Here is a 16236-nt window from a genome sequence, read left to right on the forward strand (position 1 = left end):
GCGACCGTCGCCTCAATACACCGGATGCCCGCTGATCAGGCTCGGCAGCCACGTCGAGAAGAACGGCAGGTACGTGACGATGTTGATCGCGCTGAAGATCGCGAGATAGTACGGCCACGCAACCTTCGTCGTCTCGCCGATCGACACGTTGCCGATCGCGCAGCCGACGAACTGCACCGAGCCGATCGGCGGGTGCACGAGCCCGAGCGAGCAGTTCAGCAGCAGCATGATGCCGAACTGGACCGGCCCGACGCCGCATGCCATCGCGATCGGCAGGAACAGCGGCGTCGTGATCAGGATGTGCGCGGCCATGTCGACGAAGGTGCCGAGGAACACCTGGATGATGTTGATGTACAGCAGCATCAGCCACGGCGCGGCGGTCGACTGCTTCAGCAGCCCTTCGATCGCGTCCGGCACCTCGAGGTACGACATCTGGAAGCGCAGCATGTTGGACACCGCGATCAGCAGCAGCACGACGCCGGTCGTACGCGCCGCATGCGACAGCGCGCGGCGCAGCTTTTCGAGCGTCAGCGTGCGGTAGACGATCGTGGTCAGCACGAGCGAGTACACGACGGCGATCGCGGCCGCCTCGGTCGCCGTCGCGATCCCCTTCGCGACGCACACGAGGATGATCGCGATCACCATCAGCCCCGGCACCGCACCGACGAAGCTGCGCGCGACCGCATACCAGCCGGGGAATGCGGGCAGCGCCGACGAGCCGTCCGCGCGACGCGGATAGCCGTGGCGCACCGCCTGCCAGTATGCAGCTGCCAGCACGAAGCCCATCACCCACAGCACCGGCAGCAGCCCCGAGAACAGCAGGTCGCCGATCGAGACGCCGCTCACCTGCTGGCCGTTCAGCATGCCCGTGATCCCCTGCGCGGCGAACGCGTAGATGATCATGTTGGTCGAGGTCGGCATCAACGCGCCGGCGAGCGACGCATGCGTCGTCACGTTGACCGCATAGGCCGCGCTGTAGCCTTCGCGCTTCATCAGCGGAATCACGACGCCGCCCATCGCGGACGTATCGGCGGTCGGCGAGCCCGACACGCCGCCGAACAGCGTGCAGGCGACGACGTTCGCCATGCCGAGACCGCCGCGGAAATGGCCGACCGTCGCTTGCGCGAAGCGCAGGATGCGATCGGCGATCCCGCCGTGCAGCATCAGTTCGCCGGAAAAGATGAAGAACGGGACCGCGAGAAACGAGAAGGCATTCATCCCCGAGATCATCGACTGCATCGCGGTCGCGATCGGCAGCCCTTCGACCGCATAGGTCAGTACACAGGCGATGCCGAGCGCGAACGACACGGGCACGCCGAGCATGAGGAAAATCAGAAAACCGATGGTCAGGATCGCGAGTTCCATGGCGTTTTATGGGCGTGACGAACGGTGGCGAAGCGCGAGCAGGTGCTCGAGCGAGAACAGGATGATCGCGATCGCCGCCGGAATCGTGATCAGGTAGCGCACGCCTTCGGGCAGGCCGATGATCGGGATGCGGTCGCCCATCGTTTCGATGGCCATGCTGCCGCAGCCGACCAGGATCGCGATCGCGAACGCGATCAGGCTCAGGTGCTGGAACGCGATCGCGGCGGTGTGCGCATTCGGCGGCAGGCGGCGCACGAACGAGTCGAGGCCGATATGGCCGCCGTCGCGCACCTTCATCGCCGCGCCGAACATCGCGATCACGATCACGAGCAGCAGCGCGACCGGCTCGACGAAATCCGGCGCGTTGTCGAACACGTAGCGCATCACGACCGAATAGAACACCAGCACCGTGAGGGCCGCGAGGCAGAGCGACGCGATGATCGCCAGCAGGCGGCACAGCACGTCGTTCGCGCGATGCAGCAGCGGCGCGCCGTGCGAGCGCGTCGTTGCCGCGCCGTTCTGCGCGGCGGCCGGCGATGTTGCCGGCGCGGCCGCCGTACTGTCGAGGGATGCGCGACGCGTCACTTGGTCGCCTCGATTTCGTCGACGATCTGCTTCATCTGCGGCGTCTTCTCGTACTTCGTCCACAGGGGCTGCATCACCTTCACGAACGCCGCGCGATCGATCTGCGACGCCGGCAGGATCTTCGCGCCGCCCTTCGTCACCGTCTGCTGCGCGGACGCCTCGCGCGCGGTCCAGAGCTTCTCGTAGTACGGCACCGAATCCGCCGCCGCCTTCCTGATTGCCGCCTGCTCCTGCGGCGACAGCGTGTCCCAGACCTTCTTCGAGAACACGAGCACTTCCGGCGTCATCGCGTGCTGCGTTTCCGAGTAATCGGGCGCCACTTCGAAGTGCTTCGTTTCCTCGTACGACGGCAGGTTGTTTTCCGCCGCGTCGACGAGGCCGGTCTTCAGTCCCGTGTAGACCTCGGCGAACGGCATCGGCGTCGGGGTGCCGCCCATCGCCTTGATTTCGTCGACCATCAGGTCCGACGGCTGCACGCGCACCTTGAGGCCCTTCATGTCGGCCGGCGAGCGCACCGGGTGTTTCGCGTAGATCGAGCGCGCGCCGCTCTCGTAGAAGGTCAGCGCGATCATGCCTTTTGCCGCGAACGCGTCGAGGATCTTCTGGCCGGCCGGGCCGTACATGGCCTTGCGGAAATGGTCGATGTCGCGGAACAGGAACGGGAACGACGGGATCAGCGATTCCGGCACGATCTCGTTGAACGCCGCGCCGTTCGCGCGAACCATGTCGATCGCGCCGATCCGCACCTGGTCGATCGTGTCCTTTTCGGAGCCGAGCGCGCTGTTGCCGAACACCTTGATCGAATCCTTGCCGCCCGTCTGCTTCGAGACTTCGTCGCTCATGAACTTCACCGCCATGTTGGTCGGGAAGTTGTCGCCGTGCACGTCGGCCGAGCGGAACACGCGCGCCTGCGCGGACGCCGCGAAAGCGGCCAGCAGCGAGATGGCGAGCGCGCTGCGGGAACGGGTGAATCGGTGCTTCATCGTCAGTCTCCTTGGAGGTTGCTCGTTGTCGTGCGGCGATGTCGGCGCCGGCATCGGGTGTCGGCAACGAGCACGGCAGGCTTCCCTTCGCGACGGCTTCGCCGCGTGCCCCGCCTGACCGGGATCGCGCCGTACAGTCATATGTTGTGCGATGTGTGCGTGACTGTACGGCGGTTAACCGTTTAACTCACTCGGTGCATACCCGTAGGAGGCTGGAAGGGCGAGCTGACTGGAGGGGGGAAAGTGCGCCTTCGCGCTTTGTTTTGCGCGGAAAATGAAACGTTTTCCCGACGGTCGGCAAGGTGCGTGCGGCGGTTGCTGGGGCGATATCGGGCTCGCCATGCGTGGGGGTAATTTGTCTGTCTAGTTGTACGATGACTGACGGATGCGCCGTGTCTGCCTGCCGTTTGCCGGCGTGCGGTGCGGGTCGGTGAATCGGCGATTTCGCTCGGCAACAGCGCTTCGACGAGCCTGTCGCGACAGGTCGATTGGGCCGCCGTCAGCGTCGGACTTTTTTAGAGTGGAGGAATTGATTGACGCGCCGGATCGTATCAACCGACGCATCCATACAAATTACTTACATGCACCGTGGTGCCCTGCACGGGCGGGGCGCCAACGGCGAGCAAGGATCAGATATCGCCGCGCACTTCACCGGTTCCGAGCGCAACCCGCTGCCGGTTGACCTCCGCCCAAAGCTCGTCGCTGTCGTCATTGCGCAGAACGACCATGCAGTCCAGTTGACTGTCGGTCACGCCGAAGTATTCGAGGATTTCCCGGCGAACCGTATCGAGGAACTGCGCGTATTCCGGGCTTGCCTCGGCCTGCGCGTGCAAAGCGTCGTAGGCGGCATCGTCCGCGCCGCCGCCGTGCTCGTCGATATAGCGCGAGATCCACTGGTCGCGTTCGTGATCGTAGTCGGCCTCGGCGCGCATCGCTTGCACAGCCGTGTAGAAATCCAGTTGGGCAAACGCGGTGATCGCCGCCGTTGTCGCCTCGTCGAAGGTAGTCGTCATTCCGCTCCCCATGTTGACCATGGCGAATCATCGCATGGGCTGCGGGATGGTGGAACGTGCCCTTTGGCGCGGACGGTGGTCGCGACGGGCCGCCCGCGCAGTGACTGCGTTGCTGCGTTACGGGCAGACGGACGGTCCGACATGTATTGACAGCCGACCGCCGTCGCACGATCCGTTGGGCCGCGTCCCCGCGACGTCGTCACGCGGCGAGGCGTAGGGGCGGCCATGCAACTATCGCGAAAATGGTATCTTCAGAAAAATACGAATGGAGACCCTCGCGCGCCCGGTCTTCGTAACGCGCCAGCCAGTGACAACTTTAATTCGCGGGCTGTAACAACCTCTTGAATTCTAGTCCGAGCCATGAAGCACTTATTTTTCAAATGCCTGATTTGCGCATTGTGGCTGATACACACAACGGGCCATGCACAGACTTATCCCTGTCGCAGCCCAGGACCTGGCGAGGTGGTTGTCGGACAGACCCAGGGCGGCCAGGGCGTTGCCCCCATACCGCTTTGTCAGCGGGTCGATCGACAGCAAATGTCGCAGCCATCCCCGCCTCAATGGGAATCGCGCTGGGGCGCCATTGCCACCGACGGCATTCGGGGGTCGCTCGGCACGTCCCGCAACATGTCCGACCAGGCAACTGCCGAGAGCAATGCCATGTCGGATTGCCAGAAGAAAGGGGGGGTGAACTGCTCGCTCGATGTTTCCTATCGCAATGCTTGCGGAGCCATGCTTGTTGGCGATCACGGATATAGCGTAAGGGCCGGGTTGACCAGAGATGATGCCGTCAACAACGCCACCGAGGCATGTAGCGCAAAGGACAAGAACTGCCATGTTTACTACAGCGACTGCAGCTTCGCCGTTCGAGTCCACTAGCACGATACACGGCGCTGGCGCCAGGCAAGCGGCGATGGCCGCTGTTTTCCTGCAGGCATTCGCACAATGAGCCCATCGAAGGGCTACCGATCGTGCCGGTACTACGCCCGTCGTTTGCGATACTCGGACGGGCTGACGCCATGTGATCGTCGGAAAGCGCGTCCGAATGCCGATTGCGAAACATAGCCGGTCTGATCCGCGATCTGGACGACGTGGAGATTCGACGACGTCAGCAAGTATGCAGCGAGCCTCATTCTCAAATCCGTCAGGTACCGGATCGGCGTCATCCCGACCGCGTCCACAAAACGCTGACAGAACGTCGAGCGCGATTGGCCCGCCAGTCTGGCGAGTTCGGGCACCGTCCAGTCGTGCTTCGGATCGGCATGAAACTTCGACAACGCCAGATTGACGGCAGGATCTTTCAGGGCGGCCATCAAGCCTTTTTTCAGATCGGGCTCGCGGTGCAGGTAATGTCGTATCACCCAAACGAACAGCAGTTCGGCCGTCTTGGCCAACATGATCTCGCTTCCCACTGACGGGCAGCGCAGCTCAAGTTCGATCGCCGCGATGGTGGTCGATATCCACGGGTTCGACGATGTTGTCGCGCCGTCATGCTCGCGCGCCCGGAGGTGCACTATCTCGGGGATGCCCGTCATCATCGCCGTGCCATGTAGTTCATCGAAACGAAGCATGGCCGTGATCACGCGGGCATCCGTCGCATCCTGGTGACCGCGCGTGTCGGAATACACCTCGGGTTCTACCCGGTGTGGCCCGGTCGCCCTCACCGTCACAACGTCGTCCGGCAGCAACACGGTGTGGTCCTTTCGTCCATCGACCCGAAGCCGGGCAGCGCCCTGCTGGACCACATGAATGTACACGCCCGCTTTCTCGAAACGCAGCGGAAATTGCCGGTTGATATTCGTCGCCCCGACCACGCTGGCTCGCACGGTTGCACGGGCGTAGATTTCGGAAAAGACGTCTATCGCATGCGGCGTGGCCGCTTGAGCACTCCGCCCCTCCGCTCCCTGCTCTGGTGTTTCGGCATAAAGTTTGGCGTTTCGGTCGTAGATTTTCCACTTTCCTAAGCCAATAATCTGGTCGGCCGATGCAGCTTTGTCCAGTTGCATGCCGACCAAGGCGATCCCCTTGCTCACGGGGCTCTTCTTCACATGAAATCGAGCATCACTAACGGAGCACGCACATGAGTACCAAACCTGCAATTCTGCTCGTCCATGGATTTTGGGGAGGAGCCGCGCACTGGGGCAAAGTGATTGTAGAGTTGGCGCGCAAAGGGTATTCGGATCTCCACGCCGTCGAGTTGCCGCTGACATCACTGGCCGATGATGCCGAGCGCACGCGCAAGATGATTGCTCAAATTCAGGGCCCGGTGTTGCTCGTCGGGCACTCTTACGGCGGCGCCGTCATAACGCAAGCCGGCAATGCCGACAACGTGGTGGGCCTGGTCTATATTGCCGCCTTCGCTCCCGACTCGGGCGAAAGCCCCGGTGCGATCACACAGCAGCATTTGCCGGCTGCCGCAGCCAATCTCGCACCGGATAGTGACGGCTACTTGTGGATCAAGGCCGACAAGTACCACGAGAGCTTCTGCCAGGATCTGAGTGCGGACGAGGCGCTCGTGATGGCCGTGACGCAAAAGGCGCCGCTCGCCAGCACTTTCGCCGACAACATCGGCGAGCCCGCGTGGAAGCACAAGCCGTCGTGGTATCAGATTTCGAGCGAGGACCGGATGATCGCGCCTGTGAATCAGGAGCACATGTCGAGCCGGCTGGGTGCACGTAAAGTCATCACGCTTGCCACCGGTCATGCGTCGTTGGCATCGAAAGCGCCAGAGGTGGCCGATCTCATCGACGAAGCAGCAAGCACCACCGCCGCGTGAGGGCATATTCGCGACATAAAGGCATAGCCGACATCTGGCGCGTCACATCGACGTGAACAGATGTCGGCGACGAATACCTTTCCGCAGCGCGGGAAGCGTTTCGCTGCCCGCCGAAAACCGGATGCCGATGCGCGGCACGCGCTGAAGCCATGGTCTCGGCCTTTCGGCGGACTGCGGATCGGCGCGCAGCACCCCAGGAACCTACTTCACATCCACCAACCTCGACTCCATCCCATCGACCTTCGCGAGCAGCGTCTCCCCCATTCTTCTGACATGTCCGGGCATATCCGGCATGGCCATCAGTTCCTCAAGCCGCCGCCGCCAATAACTCGGCCGACTCACCCTGACGGCCCCCGCCATCACGACCTCTCCCGCATCCGCATCGTTCTCCAGCATCGCGATCATTCTCTGGATATGAACAATCTCGCGTTCGACATAGTCTCTCGTCAGCATTTTTTCACAGCCCCCTGGAATACGACATCCGACCTGCCGTCATCCACGCCATATCGGGCGCGCTGCACCGCATGACTGCGTGCGTCGATCGCCCACGATATCGGCGTGGTGTGTCGGAACGTCGTTCGTCTTGTTTGACTCCGCGCTATCGCCGGCGCCCCGACGACATTCCCCATATCATCGGATCAATGCACGCCCACCACGACAGAGTCACCCCGCTATTCTGTTGCCGATCCTAACCATTCCGCCCCGCACCGGCATCCCCAAAACTGGGGGCGCTTGCTAGAATCGACCGCACGGCATCCGCACCGGACACCGGCGCAAATGCGATGCCACGGCGCACGACACGCACGCCGCGCGACAACGGGGGAACGGAGATGTCCAGGGCAAGATCGGCCGACGCATCCATCGCGGCGCTCTATGCGGCCGCCATCGACCCGGAACAGTGGGACGCCGCCCTCAACGCGCTGACGGTGCTCGCCGATGCGCGCGCCGCCAACTGCTTCGTGCACGACGCCGGCACCGGCAGCTTCCTCGAATACCGCTTCACCGGCTACGGCGCCGGCTGGGCCGACGCGTACGCAAGCCACTATCACGGCCTCGATCTCGCGCGCGACGTCCTGATGCGGGAACCGCCCGGCCACATGTACCCGATGCATCGCTTCCTGCCCGACCGCGTCGTCGCGCGCAGCGAGTACTACCAGGACTTCTATATCCGCGAAGGGCTTCGCTATTCGTGCGGCGGCATGCAGCTCGACGGCGATCGCCGGCTGATCCTCGCCGTGCATCGGCCGGTCAATCACCGGCCGTACGATCCCGCGACGATCCGCGAACTGCAGCGCGTGCTCGATCATCTGCCGAACGTGTTTCGCGTCCGGCAAACCGTCGCGCACGCGCAAAGCCGCGCGTCGACGATGGCCGCGGCACTCGATGCACTGCCGCGCGCGGTGATCGTCGTCGACGACACGTTGCGCGTGCGCTACCTGAATCCCGCCGCGATCGCGGCGCTCGAGCATTCGACCGACATCCGCGTGCAGGCCGACCGGCTGGTGGTGTGGGCATCGCAAATCGCACCGCAGCTCGGGCAGCGCGTCAAGGACGCCTGCGCGCCGCGGCCGCTCGTCGATCCGCGGCCGCTGTACGCGCTCGACCGCGAGCAGCGTCCCGCACTCGAAATCCACGTCGTGCCGCTGAAGCCGCAACTGACCGTCCACCTCGATCGCGACACGCGGCCGCTCGCGATGCTGCTGCTGCGCCGCCCGTTTCAACGCGTCGCGCGATCGAATGCGGAGCAGCGTCCGTTCACGCTCACGCGCGCGGAAATGGCCGTCGCGACCGGACTCGCGAGCGGTCTCACACCCGCCGAATACGCGCAATGCAGCGGCGTGCGCATCAGCACGGTGCGCAGCCAGATCAAGTCGATCTTTGCGAAGACGGGCGTCAGGCGCCTCGCCGAGCTCGTCGCGCTGTTCGGCGACTGACGGCAGCGCTCAGCCGCGCCGGCCGCGCCTGCTGCCGGCGCCGGTGCGCGCGGGCGGTTCGCCGGCGCTCATGCGGTCGAGCTGCCGGACAATCTCCGCGCGCAGTTCGGCCGACATCTGCACGCTGTCGAGCAGTTCCGAAATCCACAGGCCGTCGGCCGCGAGCCGGCAGATCATCAGCGTCGCCGCCCGTTCGAGCGGCACCGGATCGGCGCGGGTCCACTCGCGCATCGGCACCGACCAGCGCGCGCGCGTGTCCTGCTCGGTAATCATCGACGCGACCAGCACGCGCAGCACGTCGGTGCTGGCGGCCGGATGCGCGGTATCGAGCACCGTGTGCACGTACGCGCGCGCCGCCGCGCCGTCGCCGTGCGGATCCGCGGCGGCGCGCACCGCCATCTGCGTGGCGAAGCGCTCGGTCGCCTGGCCGAACAATGCATCCAGCAGCCCCTGCTTGTTCGCAAAGTGATACTGCAGCGCGCCCTTCGTCACGCCGGCGCGTTCGGCGACGGCATCGAGCGTCAGCGCGGCCACGCCCTGATGCGTCGCGATGTCCGATGCGGCCGCGAGCAACTGCGCGCGCACCTGCTCCGGCGCCTTCTTGCGCCGCACGCCGGCCGAGGCCGGCGGCAAGGGTTCGGTGGCCGGCGCGCCGGCGCGCACGGCCGGTTCCTGGGGCGCGGCCATGTCGCGCGGCGCGGGGTCGAGGCGTTTTTTCATAGCGCGGATCTTAGCATCCGCGGTCTCGATATAAACATTCCGTCTGGATGGTATGATTCGCCGCATGAATCCATCCACGCCCTTCTCCCGGTCCGCGCTCGATGCGGCCGTCGCGCGCGGCCGCGACGCGCTCGCGCGGTTGCAGCAGCCCGACGGCAGCTGGTGTTTCGAACTCGAATCCGACGCGACGATCACCGCCGAATACATCCTGATGATGCATTTCATGGACAGGATCGACGACGCGCGCCAGGAGAAGATGGCCCGCTACCTGCGCGCGATCCAGCGGCTCGACACGCATGGCGGGTGGGACTTGTACGTCGACGGCGCGCCGGACGTGTCGTGCAGCGTGAAAGCCTATTTCGCGCTGAAGGCGGCCGGCGATGACGAGCATGCGCCGCACATGGTGCGCGCGCGCGAAGCGATCCTGAAACTGGGCGGCGCCGCGCGCTCGAACGTGTTCACGCGGATCCTGCTGGCCACCTTCGGACAGGTGCCGTGGCGCGCGACGCCGTTCATGCCGATCGAGTTCGTGCTGTTCCCGAAGTGGGTGCCGATCTCGATGTACAAGGTCGCGTACTGGGCGCGCACGACGATGGTGCCGCTGCTCGCGCTGTGCTCGCTGAAGGCGCGCGCACGCAATCCGCGCAACATCACGATCCGCGAGCTGTTCGTCACGCCGCCGGACGACGAACGCCACTACTTCCCGCCCGCGCGCGGGATGCGCCGCGCGTTCCTGATGCTCGACCGCGCGGTCCGCCATCTCGAACCGCTGCTGCCGAAGCGCCTGCGGCAGCGCGCGATCCGTCACGCCGAAGCGTGGTGCGCGGAGCGCATGAACGGCGAGGACGGGCTCGGCGGCATCTTCCCGCCGATCGTCTACGCCAACCAGATGATGCAGGTGCTCGGCTACCCGGACGATCATCCACTGCGGCGCGACTGCGACAGCGCGCTGGAGAAACTGCTGGTCACGCGCCCCGACGGCAGCGTGTACTGCCAGCCGTGCCTGTCGCCGGTATGGGATACCGCGTGGAGCACGATGGCGCTCGAGCAGGCGCGCGGCGTGGCCGCGCCCGAATCGGGCGAGAACGCCGAGGCCGCGCAGGCGCTCGACGCGCGCATCGCGCGCGCCTACGACTGGCTCGCACAACGCCAGGTCGACGACCTGCGCGGCGACTGGATCGAGAACGCGCACCCCGATACACAGCCGGGCGGCTGGGCCTTCCAGTATGCGAACCCGTACTACCCCGACATCGACGACAGCGCGGTCGTCACCGCGATGCTCGACCGTCGCGGCCGCACGCATCGCAATGCCGACGGCTCGCATCCGTATGCGCAGCGCGTGGCGCGCGCGCTCGACTGGATGCGCGGGCTGCAGTCGCGCAACGGCGGTTTCGCGGCATTCGATGCGGACTGCGACCGCCTGTACCTGAACGCGATTCCGTTCGCCGATCACGGCGCGCTGCTCGACCCGCCGACCGAGGACGTATCGGGCCGCGTGCTGCTGTGCTTCGGCGTGACGAAGCGCGCGGACGACCGCGCGGCGCTCGCGCGCTGCATCGACTACGTGAAGCGCACGCAGCAAGCGGACGGCAGCTGGTGGGGCCGCTGGGGCACGAACTACATCTACGGCACGTGGAGCGTGCTGGCCGGCCTCGCGCTCGCCGGCGAAGACCCGTCGCAGCCGTACATCGCACGCGCGCTCGCGTGGTTGCGCGCGCGCCAGCATGCGGACGGCGGCTGGGGCGAGACGAACGACAGCTATCTGGATCCGCGGCTCGCCGGCACCAACGGCGGCGAGAGCACGTCGAACTGCACTGCATGGGCGCTGCTCGCGCAGATGGCGTTCGGCGACTGCGAGTCGGATTCCGTGCGGCGCGGCATCGCGTATCTGCTGTCGGTGCAGCAGGACGACGGCTTCTGGTGGCACCGCTCGCACAACGCGCCGGGTTTTCCGCGCATCTACTACCTCAAGTATCACGGCTACACCGCGTACTTCCCGCTGTGGGCGCTGGCGCGGTATCGGCGGCTGGCCGGTGCGGCGGCATCATCGGGCAGCAGCGCGCCGTCGGCCGGCAAGACGCTTCCCGCCGTCGCATAAGCCAACAGGCCTCGGGCGGCAGCTCGCGTTCGAGCGCGCTGCCGCCCGAGGTCTTTTTCCCGTCACACGAATCCCTCGTCGACCAGCGTGCAGCCGTCGGCCGTGATCTCGTGGCGCTGGCCCGAGCCTGCCACGACGCGACACCAGCTCGTGGAGACGAGCATCGCCGCCTCGCCTTCCGCACGAAGCGCGTAACGAAACCCGCCGTACATGCCCGGCACCGCGAACCATACCGGGCCCGCCTGCGCGTCGAGTTCGAGCAGCGGCTCCAGTTCGGGCAAGCGCAGCGCATCGACGCGCAGGTGTGCGATGCGGCCGACGATCATCTGGTGGAAATGGCGCTGGATGTTCGCCAGCGTATCGTCCGGCACGAACCGCACCGGCTGCGGCGTCAGCCATTCGACGAGCGACCGGTGGCCGCGCGTCAGCGCGATATCGACCGGGCGCTCGCGCTGCGCATTGCGCAGCATGCGCCACGCGCCGGCGCGCAGCAGCCCGGCGACGACGTCCGGCGGCGCACCGCCGTATGCAGCCTGATGCAGCGGCGCATACAGCGATGTCCCGCCGGGACGCGTCGCGTTGACGAGCGACGCCTGACGCGCGACGATCTCCAGCACCGTCGCCCAGTCGCCGTTGCGGCCGGCGTCCGCCAGCGCGTGTCGGGTGTCGGCAAGCGCGTCGCCGAACGCGTCGGCGCCGATGATTCCGTCCCATACGATGGTCAATCGAGTCTCCGTGTCGAGCGGCGGCCGACGATCGTGCCGCCGCATGGTGCACCCATCATAAACGGCAGGACATGCGATGCCGGTATTTCGTCAGGCAGAACACAACGAGCGATACGGGCCTCGGCCCTTCGCGGAGCGGGCCGGCCGCATCCTTTGACCCGCCCGACGACGGAAACGTCAGCGCCCGTCGACGAGCGACGCGAGGATCCGGTAAGCGGCCTCGACGCGCGCATCGTTCGGGAAGCTGCGGTTTGCGAGCATCACGATGCCGACCCGCTTCGCCGGAATGAAGGCGACGTACGTGCTGAAACCGTTGGTCGATCCTGTCTTGTTGATCCAGACATCCTGTCGCGGCGGCTGCGGCGGCTTCAGTTCGCTCGCCGGCGTCGCGTCGACGATCATCTTCATGCCGTTGCCTTCGAGCAGCGTCGGCAGCGCGACCGGATACGGATACTGTTCCCAGATCAGGTCCTGCGTCAGCGGCGCCGCGCGCACGTAGCCCGCGTGCGTGCGCTCGATCGCGCGCCGCAGTTGCGGCGGCGTATCGGCCCGCCCCAGGTTCGCCTGCACGAAGCGCAGCAGATCGGCGGCGGTGGTCCTGACGCCGTATGCCTCGCGCCACAGCGCGCCGCCCGTCATCCGCACCGGCTTGCCGTCCTTCGCGTAGCCCTGCGCATAGTCGGCCATCCGCGCATCGGGCAGGTCGACGTACGTATGCGTCATGCCGAGCGGCGCGAACAGCCGCTGCGTCATCAGCGTCGAAAAATCGCCGCCCGCCGCCTTCGCGGTGATCCAGCCGAGCATGCCGACGCTCACGTTCGAATACGTGCGGCGCGTGCCCGGCGCGTACGCCGGTTGCCACGCATCGAGATACCGCATCAGCCCGGCCTCGTCGCGGATCGTGTCCGGCACCTGCAACGGCAGGCCGCCGGCCGTGTGCGTGCCGAGCTCGACCAGCGTCACGCGACCGAACGGCCGGCGCCGCAACGCCGGCACATAGCGGCTCACCGGATCCGTCAACGACAGTTCGCCGCGCTCCTGCGCATCGGCTGCGAGCGTCGCGGTCAGCGTCTTGCTGACCGAGCCGATTTCGAACAGCGTATCGGCGGCGACGGGCTGGCCGGTCTGCGTCGACATCACGCCGTAATCGAATACATGGGGCCGACCGTCGGCGATCACGCCGATCGCCATGCCAGGTATCTCGTACTGCTTCATCAGCGGCGCAACGGTCCGGTCCACGGCCTGCCGGACGTCGTCCGGCGTGAAGGCAGCCGCCCGGCCGGCCGTCGCGGCAGCGCAGCCGGCGACGAGCAGCGTCGCGACGAAGCGGGTGACGTTGAATCGCATGTTTCCTGTTCCTTCGATGAGGGTTGACGTGGTTTGAATGAACGACGGCATGCGCATCGCACATGGGAAAGCGCGCACTCTGCCGAAGCAGGACTATCCGCTGTCGGCCGCACGCGAACAATCGACGATATTTTTCGCCGGCCGAAAGAAAAACTTATGGATCGAAGTGTCGGCGCACACCGCCCCTCCCAACCCGATCCAATCTCCGTTTATCGGAAATACCTGTCGGTTTTAACAGCTCGACAATGCCGCCAATTCAATGCCGATGCATTCAAGACAGTAAAGGACCGATAAATCCTGTCAGAAACGCGCGCGCCGCCACGCCGCGCGATTGATTCGCCCGCATGGATCGCAGTAGACTCGCGAAACCCAAAAAATAAAATCCATACTGAGAGAAACCATGAATCCCGATTCGCCCATCCGTTCCAGTTTGACGAGCGGTCGCCCGGTCGCGTGATTTTCGCGAATCGCCCGACCTGCATCTCATGCCGCCGCGCATCGCATGTGTCGTCGCCTGCGAGCCCCTGGCCCGTCCAGGGTTCCGCTCGCACCGCGTCGATTGCCTCGTCCTGACCGGAGACCGTTCCCCGTGACCGAAACCGTGGCCGCGTCCGCCTATCGGCCGCGCGATGTCGTCAATGCACCCGACATCAAGGCCGCCATCGCGCGCCGCAGCGCCGAGCGCGGCGATCCGGCCGAGATCCTCGCCTGGCTCGGCAATCATTTCTTCCGCTGGGTGATCGGCGCGTTCGAACAGGCGCAGCCGCTGCACTCGCTGGACGACTATCGCGCACTGGCCGGTGCCGACCGCGCGGCGCCCGACTGGCTCGTGCGCCGGTTTCGCGCGCGCGCCGCGCAGCACGCCGCCGTCGCGCCGGGCGCCGACCTCGCCGCCAGCGCGGTGGCTGCGCCGGTCGCGACCGAACCGATGCCGCTCTATTTCATCGATCCCGAGCACATGCTGCTGCTCGAGCGCGAACGCGTGCTGGTCGAGTTCCTGCACGCGCGCATCGGTACGCGCGACGCGCAGAAGCTGCAGCGCATCACCTGCGCGATGGCGTTCGAGCTGTGGACGCGCGAGCACCAGCGCATGCAGGCGCGGCGCGACAAGGGCTGGGTGCCGAGCAGCGGCCTCGCGCTGCGCGAGGTGCTGCGCACGCCGAACGGCATCGTGTTCGAATTCGCCGGCGATCACCCGGCGCTGCGCGAGGAAATGGCCTACGAGTCGTACTGCATGCAGCACTGCCTCGGCCAGTTCGCGGATCGCCGGCGGCTGCGCGGCGGCTACGGCGAACAGTACGTACAGGCCGTGCAGGACGGCCGGTTGCGGCTGTTCACGCTGCGCGGCGCGGGCAACCAGCCGCACGTGACGATCAGCCTGTCGACGCACGGCGACGCACTGCGCATCGACCAGATCAAGGGCAAGCAGAATCGCCATCCGGTGCGCCGCTATACCGAAGACGTCCGCCTGTTCCTGCGCGCGCTCGCGCCGCGCGGCGAGCGACATCCCGACTGCGAGGGCATGGGTCTCGTGTTCGAGCCCGACGCGCCGGACGCAACCGCCGGCGAATGGACCTTCATCACCGAGGTGCGCTCGCCCGACTATCTGCTGAGCGTGATGAGCGAGAACTTTCATCTGATCGAGCATTTCGAGCAGCCGCCGGCCGTCCTGCAATGGCTGCTGCTGCGCAATGCACCGCATGCGCTCGGCCAGCTCCGGCAGATCGATCCGGCAGTCGCGGCGGCTGCGCGGCACGCGTTGCCGCCCGATGCGCTGCCCGCGGGACCGCAGCCCGGCGCGACGCCGGCCGCATGCTTCGAAATCGAAGGGATTCCTGTCGATCCCGCGCTGTGCGCGGCGCTCGCGACGGCAGGCCCTGCCGCCGTGGACGGGAGGCCGTCATGAAGCTGCTGCTCGGCGCGGCCGTCCTGTGGCTCGTGTGGTACGTATGGCGCTCGCTGCGAATCGCCGCGCGGCTGGTGCGCGAAGTCGACGCCGACCAGGCCGCGGGCGCCGACAGCGCAGTGCCGGTCCGTCAAACCGTCGCCGTGTCGCTCGCGCGCACGCGCGCCGAACAGGCGCCGCCGAACCGCCGCCGCTGGTCGCTCGCGCTGGCCGACATCCTGCTGATCCGCAACGGCCTGCGCTGCGATTGCGACGATCTCGTCTATCCGCTGCCCGATGCGCAGCGCGAGCAGCTCGCGCGTCAGGTGCGGCGCGAACTGGACCTGCCGGCCGAGCTGTCCGACGCGCAGGTCGCCGCGCACGTGCAGTCTGCGCTCAAGGGCTGGATACGCGGCGTCGGCCGCTCGCATGAAGGCTTCTACGAACAACTCGCCGCCAAGGGCCGCGTGCGCGACGCGCTGGCGTTCGACTGCGCGCGCACCGCGTTCCTCGTGCGCTGCGTCGCGCTGCTCGGCTGGGTGCCCGAGCCGCAGGCATGGCTCGTGTTGCTGCTCAACGCGCAGCGCGCACAGGACAGCTTCGACAGCTGGGAAGACTTCGGCCTCGCGTATGCGCGCGCACGCCAGCACTGGCTGCGCGGCAGCGGCCAGGACGGCCCCGCATCGTCGCGCGCGACGCTGGAAGTGCGCGAATACCTGCGCAACGCCTCCGGCAACTGGCTGTCGCTGCCGTGGAACCGCTACCGCATCTTCGATCCCCAACCCGTTTCGTCATGACCGCCGAT

Annotated in this window: 16 protein-coding genes; 7 read left to right on the plus strand and 9 right to left on the minus strand. The window is 66.3% G+C overall.

Annotated features, from left to right (window positions below; genetic code table 11):
• Nucleotides 1-12 precede the first annotated feature (12 nt).
• From WS57_RS17550 to WS57_RS17565, 4 genes are all read right to left on the minus strand, one after another.
• Entirely contained in the window at nucleotides 13-1365 is a 1353-nt protein-coding gene (locus WS57_RS17550; RefSeq protein ID WP_038455020.1) for a TRAP transporter large permease, read from the minus strand.
• A gap of 6 nt (nucleotides 1366-1371) precedes the next feature.
• Nucleotides 1372-1950, minus strand: a complete 579-nt coding sequence (locus WS57_RS17555) for a TRAP transporter small permease (RefSeq protein ID WP_069244624.1) — start codon at nucleotides 1948-1950, stop codon at nucleotides 1372-1374.
• Nucleotides 1947-2933 (minus strand): TRAP transporter substrate-binding protein, encoded by a 987-nt coding sequence (locus tag WS57_RS17560; RefSeq protein WP_059513812.1) that lies wholly within the window; start codon nucleotides 2931-2933, stop codon nucleotides 1947-1949. The genes WS57_RS17555 and WS57_RS17560 overlap by 4 nt, the downstream gene beginning before the upstream one ends.
• A gap of 629 nt (nucleotides 2934-3562) precedes the next feature.
• The gene (locus WS57_RS17565) at nucleotides 3563-3946 is read right to left on the minus strand and encodes an ATP-dependent protease (protein ID WP_069245442.1); all 384 of its coding nucleotides are present in this window, start codon (nucleotides 3944-3946) and stop codon (nucleotides 3563-3565) included.
• Nucleotides 3947-4483: 537 nt separating this feature from the next.
• Between WS57_RS17565 and WS57_RS35890 the strand changes: the two genes are divergently transcribed.
• Nucleotides 4484-4825 (plus strand): DUF4189 domain-containing protein, encoded by a 342-nt coding sequence (locus tag WS57_RS35890; protein ID WP_167361732.1) that lies wholly within the window; start codon nucleotides 4484-4486, stop codon nucleotides 4823-4825.
• Nucleotides 4826-4926: 101 nt separating this feature from the next.
• On the opposite strand, the gene WS57_RS17570 is transcribed toward WS57_RS35890, so the two are convergent.
• Nucleotides 4927-5979: an AraC family transcriptional regulator gene (locus WS57_RS17570; protein WP_155774322.1), complete on the minus strand. Its 1053-nt coding sequence runs from the start codon at nucleotides 5977-5979 to the stop codon at nucleotides 4927-4929.
• A gap of 47 nt (nucleotides 5980-6026) precedes the next feature.
• Here WS57_RS17570 and WS57_RS17575 point away from each other — a divergent pair, with 47 nt between their 5' ends.
• Nucleotides 6027-6722: an alpha/beta hydrolase gene (locus tag WS57_RS17575; protein WP_069244626.1), complete on the plus strand. Its 696-nt coding sequence runs from the start codon at nucleotides 6027-6029 to the stop codon at nucleotides 6720-6722.
• 201 nt (nucleotides 6723-6923) lie between these two features.
• Here WS57_RS17575 and WS57_RS17580 read toward each other — a convergent pair whose 3' ends face one another.
• Nucleotides 6924-7175, minus strand: coding sequence for a hypothetical protein (locus WS57_RS17580; RefSeq protein WP_038455045.1), 252 nt, complete (start codon nucleotides 7173-7175; stop codon nucleotides 6924-6926).
• Nucleotides 7176-7552: 377 nt separating this feature from the next.
• On the opposite strand from WS57_RS17580, the gene WS57_RS17585 reads away from it, so the two are divergent.
• A complete protein-coding gene (locus WS57_RS17585) occupies nucleotides 7553-8656 on the plus strand; it encodes a helix-turn-helix transcriptional regulator (RefSeq protein WP_059513805.1) in 1104 nt (367 codons plus the stop codon).
• Between the two features lie 9 nt (nucleotides 8657-8665).
• Here WS57_RS17585 and WS57_RS17590 read toward each other — a convergent pair whose 3' ends face one another.
• Nucleotides 8666-9376 carry a TetR/AcrR family transcriptional regulator gene (locus WS57_RS17590; protein ID WP_059513802.1) on the minus strand — a complete coding sequence of 237 codons (711 nt, stop codon included), beginning with the start codon at nucleotides 9374-9376 and terminating at the stop codon, nucleotides 8666-8668.
• 52 nt (nucleotides 9377-9428) lie between these two features.
• On the opposite strand from WS57_RS17590, the gene shc reads away from it, so the two are divergent.
• Nucleotides 9429-11474 (plus strand): squalene--hopene cyclase, encoded by a 2046-nt coding sequence (gene shc, locus WS57_RS17595; protein WP_069244627.1) that lies wholly within the window; start codon nucleotides 9429-9431, stop codon nucleotides 11472-11474.
• 62 nt (nucleotides 11475-11536) lie between these two features.
• Here the strand turns inward: shc and WS57_RS17600 are convergent, their stop codons facing one another.
• Nucleotides 11537-12199, minus strand: a complete 663-nt coding sequence (locus WS57_RS17600) for an ankyrin repeat domain-containing protein (protein ID WP_081337642.1) — start codon at nucleotides 12197-12199, stop codon at nucleotides 11537-11539.
• Between the two features lie 177 nt (nucleotides 12200-12376).
• Nucleotides 12377-13546 carry a class C beta-lactamase gene (gene ampC / locus WS57_RS17605; RefSeq protein WP_069244629.1) on the minus strand — a complete coding sequence of 390 codons (1170 nt, stop codon included), beginning with the start codon at nucleotides 13544-13546 and terminating at the stop codon, nucleotides 12377-12379.
• Between the two features lie 37 nt (nucleotides 13547-13583).
• On the opposite strand from ampC, the gene WS57_RS37130 reads away from it, so the two are divergent.
• The 3 genes from WS57_RS37130 to WS57_RS17615 all read left to right on the plus strand — a co-directional run bounded on the left by WS57_RS37130 (nucleotide 13584) and on the right by WS57_RS17615 (nucleotide 16228).
• Nucleotides 13584-13781: a hypothetical protein gene (locus tag WS57_RS37130; protein WP_155648694.1), complete on the plus strand. Its 198-nt coding sequence runs from the start codon at nucleotides 13584-13586 to the stop codon at nucleotides 13779-13781.
• 354 nt (nucleotides 13782-14135) lie between these two features.
• Complete coding sequence (locus tag WS57_RS17610) at nucleotides 14136-15452, plus strand: hypothetical protein (RefSeq protein ID WP_059513793.1); 1317 nt, start codon at nucleotides 14136-14138, stop codon at nucleotides 15450-15452.
• The gene (locus WS57_RS17615; RefSeq protein ID WP_069244630.1) at nucleotides 15449-16228 is read left to right on the plus strand and encodes a DUF1266 domain-containing protein; all 780 of its coding nucleotides are present in this window, start codon (nucleotides 15449-15451) and stop codon (nucleotides 16226-16228) included. Before WS57_RS17610 ends, WS57_RS17615 begins: the two co-directional genes overlap by 4 nt.
• The last annotated feature ends 8 nt before the right edge of the window (nucleotides 16229-16236 follow it).

Source organism: Burkholderia pseudomultivorans, from assembly GCF_001718415.1.
Lineage (GTDB): Bacteria > Pseudomonadota > Gammaproteobacteria > Burkholderiales > Burkholderiaceae > Burkholderia > Burkholderia pseudomultivorans_A.

What these genes read in the sequence shown, in the direction of transcription:
- WS57_RS17565 (WP_069245442.1), bottom strand. Translation starts at nt 3,946, where the DNA reads ATGACGACTACCTTCGACGAGGCGACAACGGCGGCGATCACCGCGTTT.
- WS57_RS37130 (WP_155648694.1), top strand. Translation starts at nt 13,584, where the DNA reads ATGAACGACGGCATGCGCATCGCACATGGGAAAGCGCGCACTCTGCCG.
- WS57_RS17585 (WP_059513805.1), top strand. Translation starts at nt 7,553, where the DNA reads ATGTCCAGGGCAAGATCGGCCGACGCATCCATCGCGGCGCTCTATGCG.
- shc (WP_069244627.1), top strand. Translation starts at nt 9,429, where the DNA reads ATGATTCGCCGCATGAATCCATCCACGCCCTTCTCCCGGTCCGCGCTC.
- WS57_RS17590 (WP_059513802.1), bottom strand. Translation starts at nt 9,376, where the DNA reads ATGAAAAAACGCCTCGACCCCGCGCCGCGCGACATGGCCGCGCCCCAG.
- ampC (WP_069244629.1), bottom strand. Translation starts at nt 13,546, where the DNA reads ATGCGATTCAACGTCACCCGCTTCGTCGCGACGCTGCTCGTCGCCGGC.
- WS57_RS17580 (WP_038455045.1), bottom strand. Translation starts at nt 7,175, where the DNA reads ATGCTGACGAGAGACTATGTCGAACGCGAGATTGTTCATATCCAGAGA.
- WS57_RS17550 (WP_038455020.1), bottom strand. Translation starts at nt 1,365, where the DNA reads ATGGAACTCGCGATCCTGACCATCGGTTTTCTGATTTTCCTCATGCTC.
- WS57_RS35890 (WP_167361732.1), top strand. Translation starts at nt 4,484, where the DNA reads ATGTCGCAGCCATCCCCGCCTCAATGGGAATCGCGCTGGGGCGCCATT.
- WS57_RS17575 (WP_069244626.1), top strand. Translation starts at nt 6,027, where the DNA reads ATGAGTACCAAACCTGCAATTCTGCTCGTCCATGGATTTTGGGGAGGA.
- WS57_RS17615 (WP_069244630.1), top strand. Translation starts at nt 15,449, where the DNA reads ATGAAGCTGCTGCTCGGCGCGGCCGTCCTGTGGCTCGTGTGGTACGTA.
- WS57_RS17560 (WP_059513812.1), bottom strand. Translation starts at nt 2,933, where the DNA reads ATGAAGCACCGATTCACCCGTTCCCGCAGCGCGCTCGCCATCTCGCTG.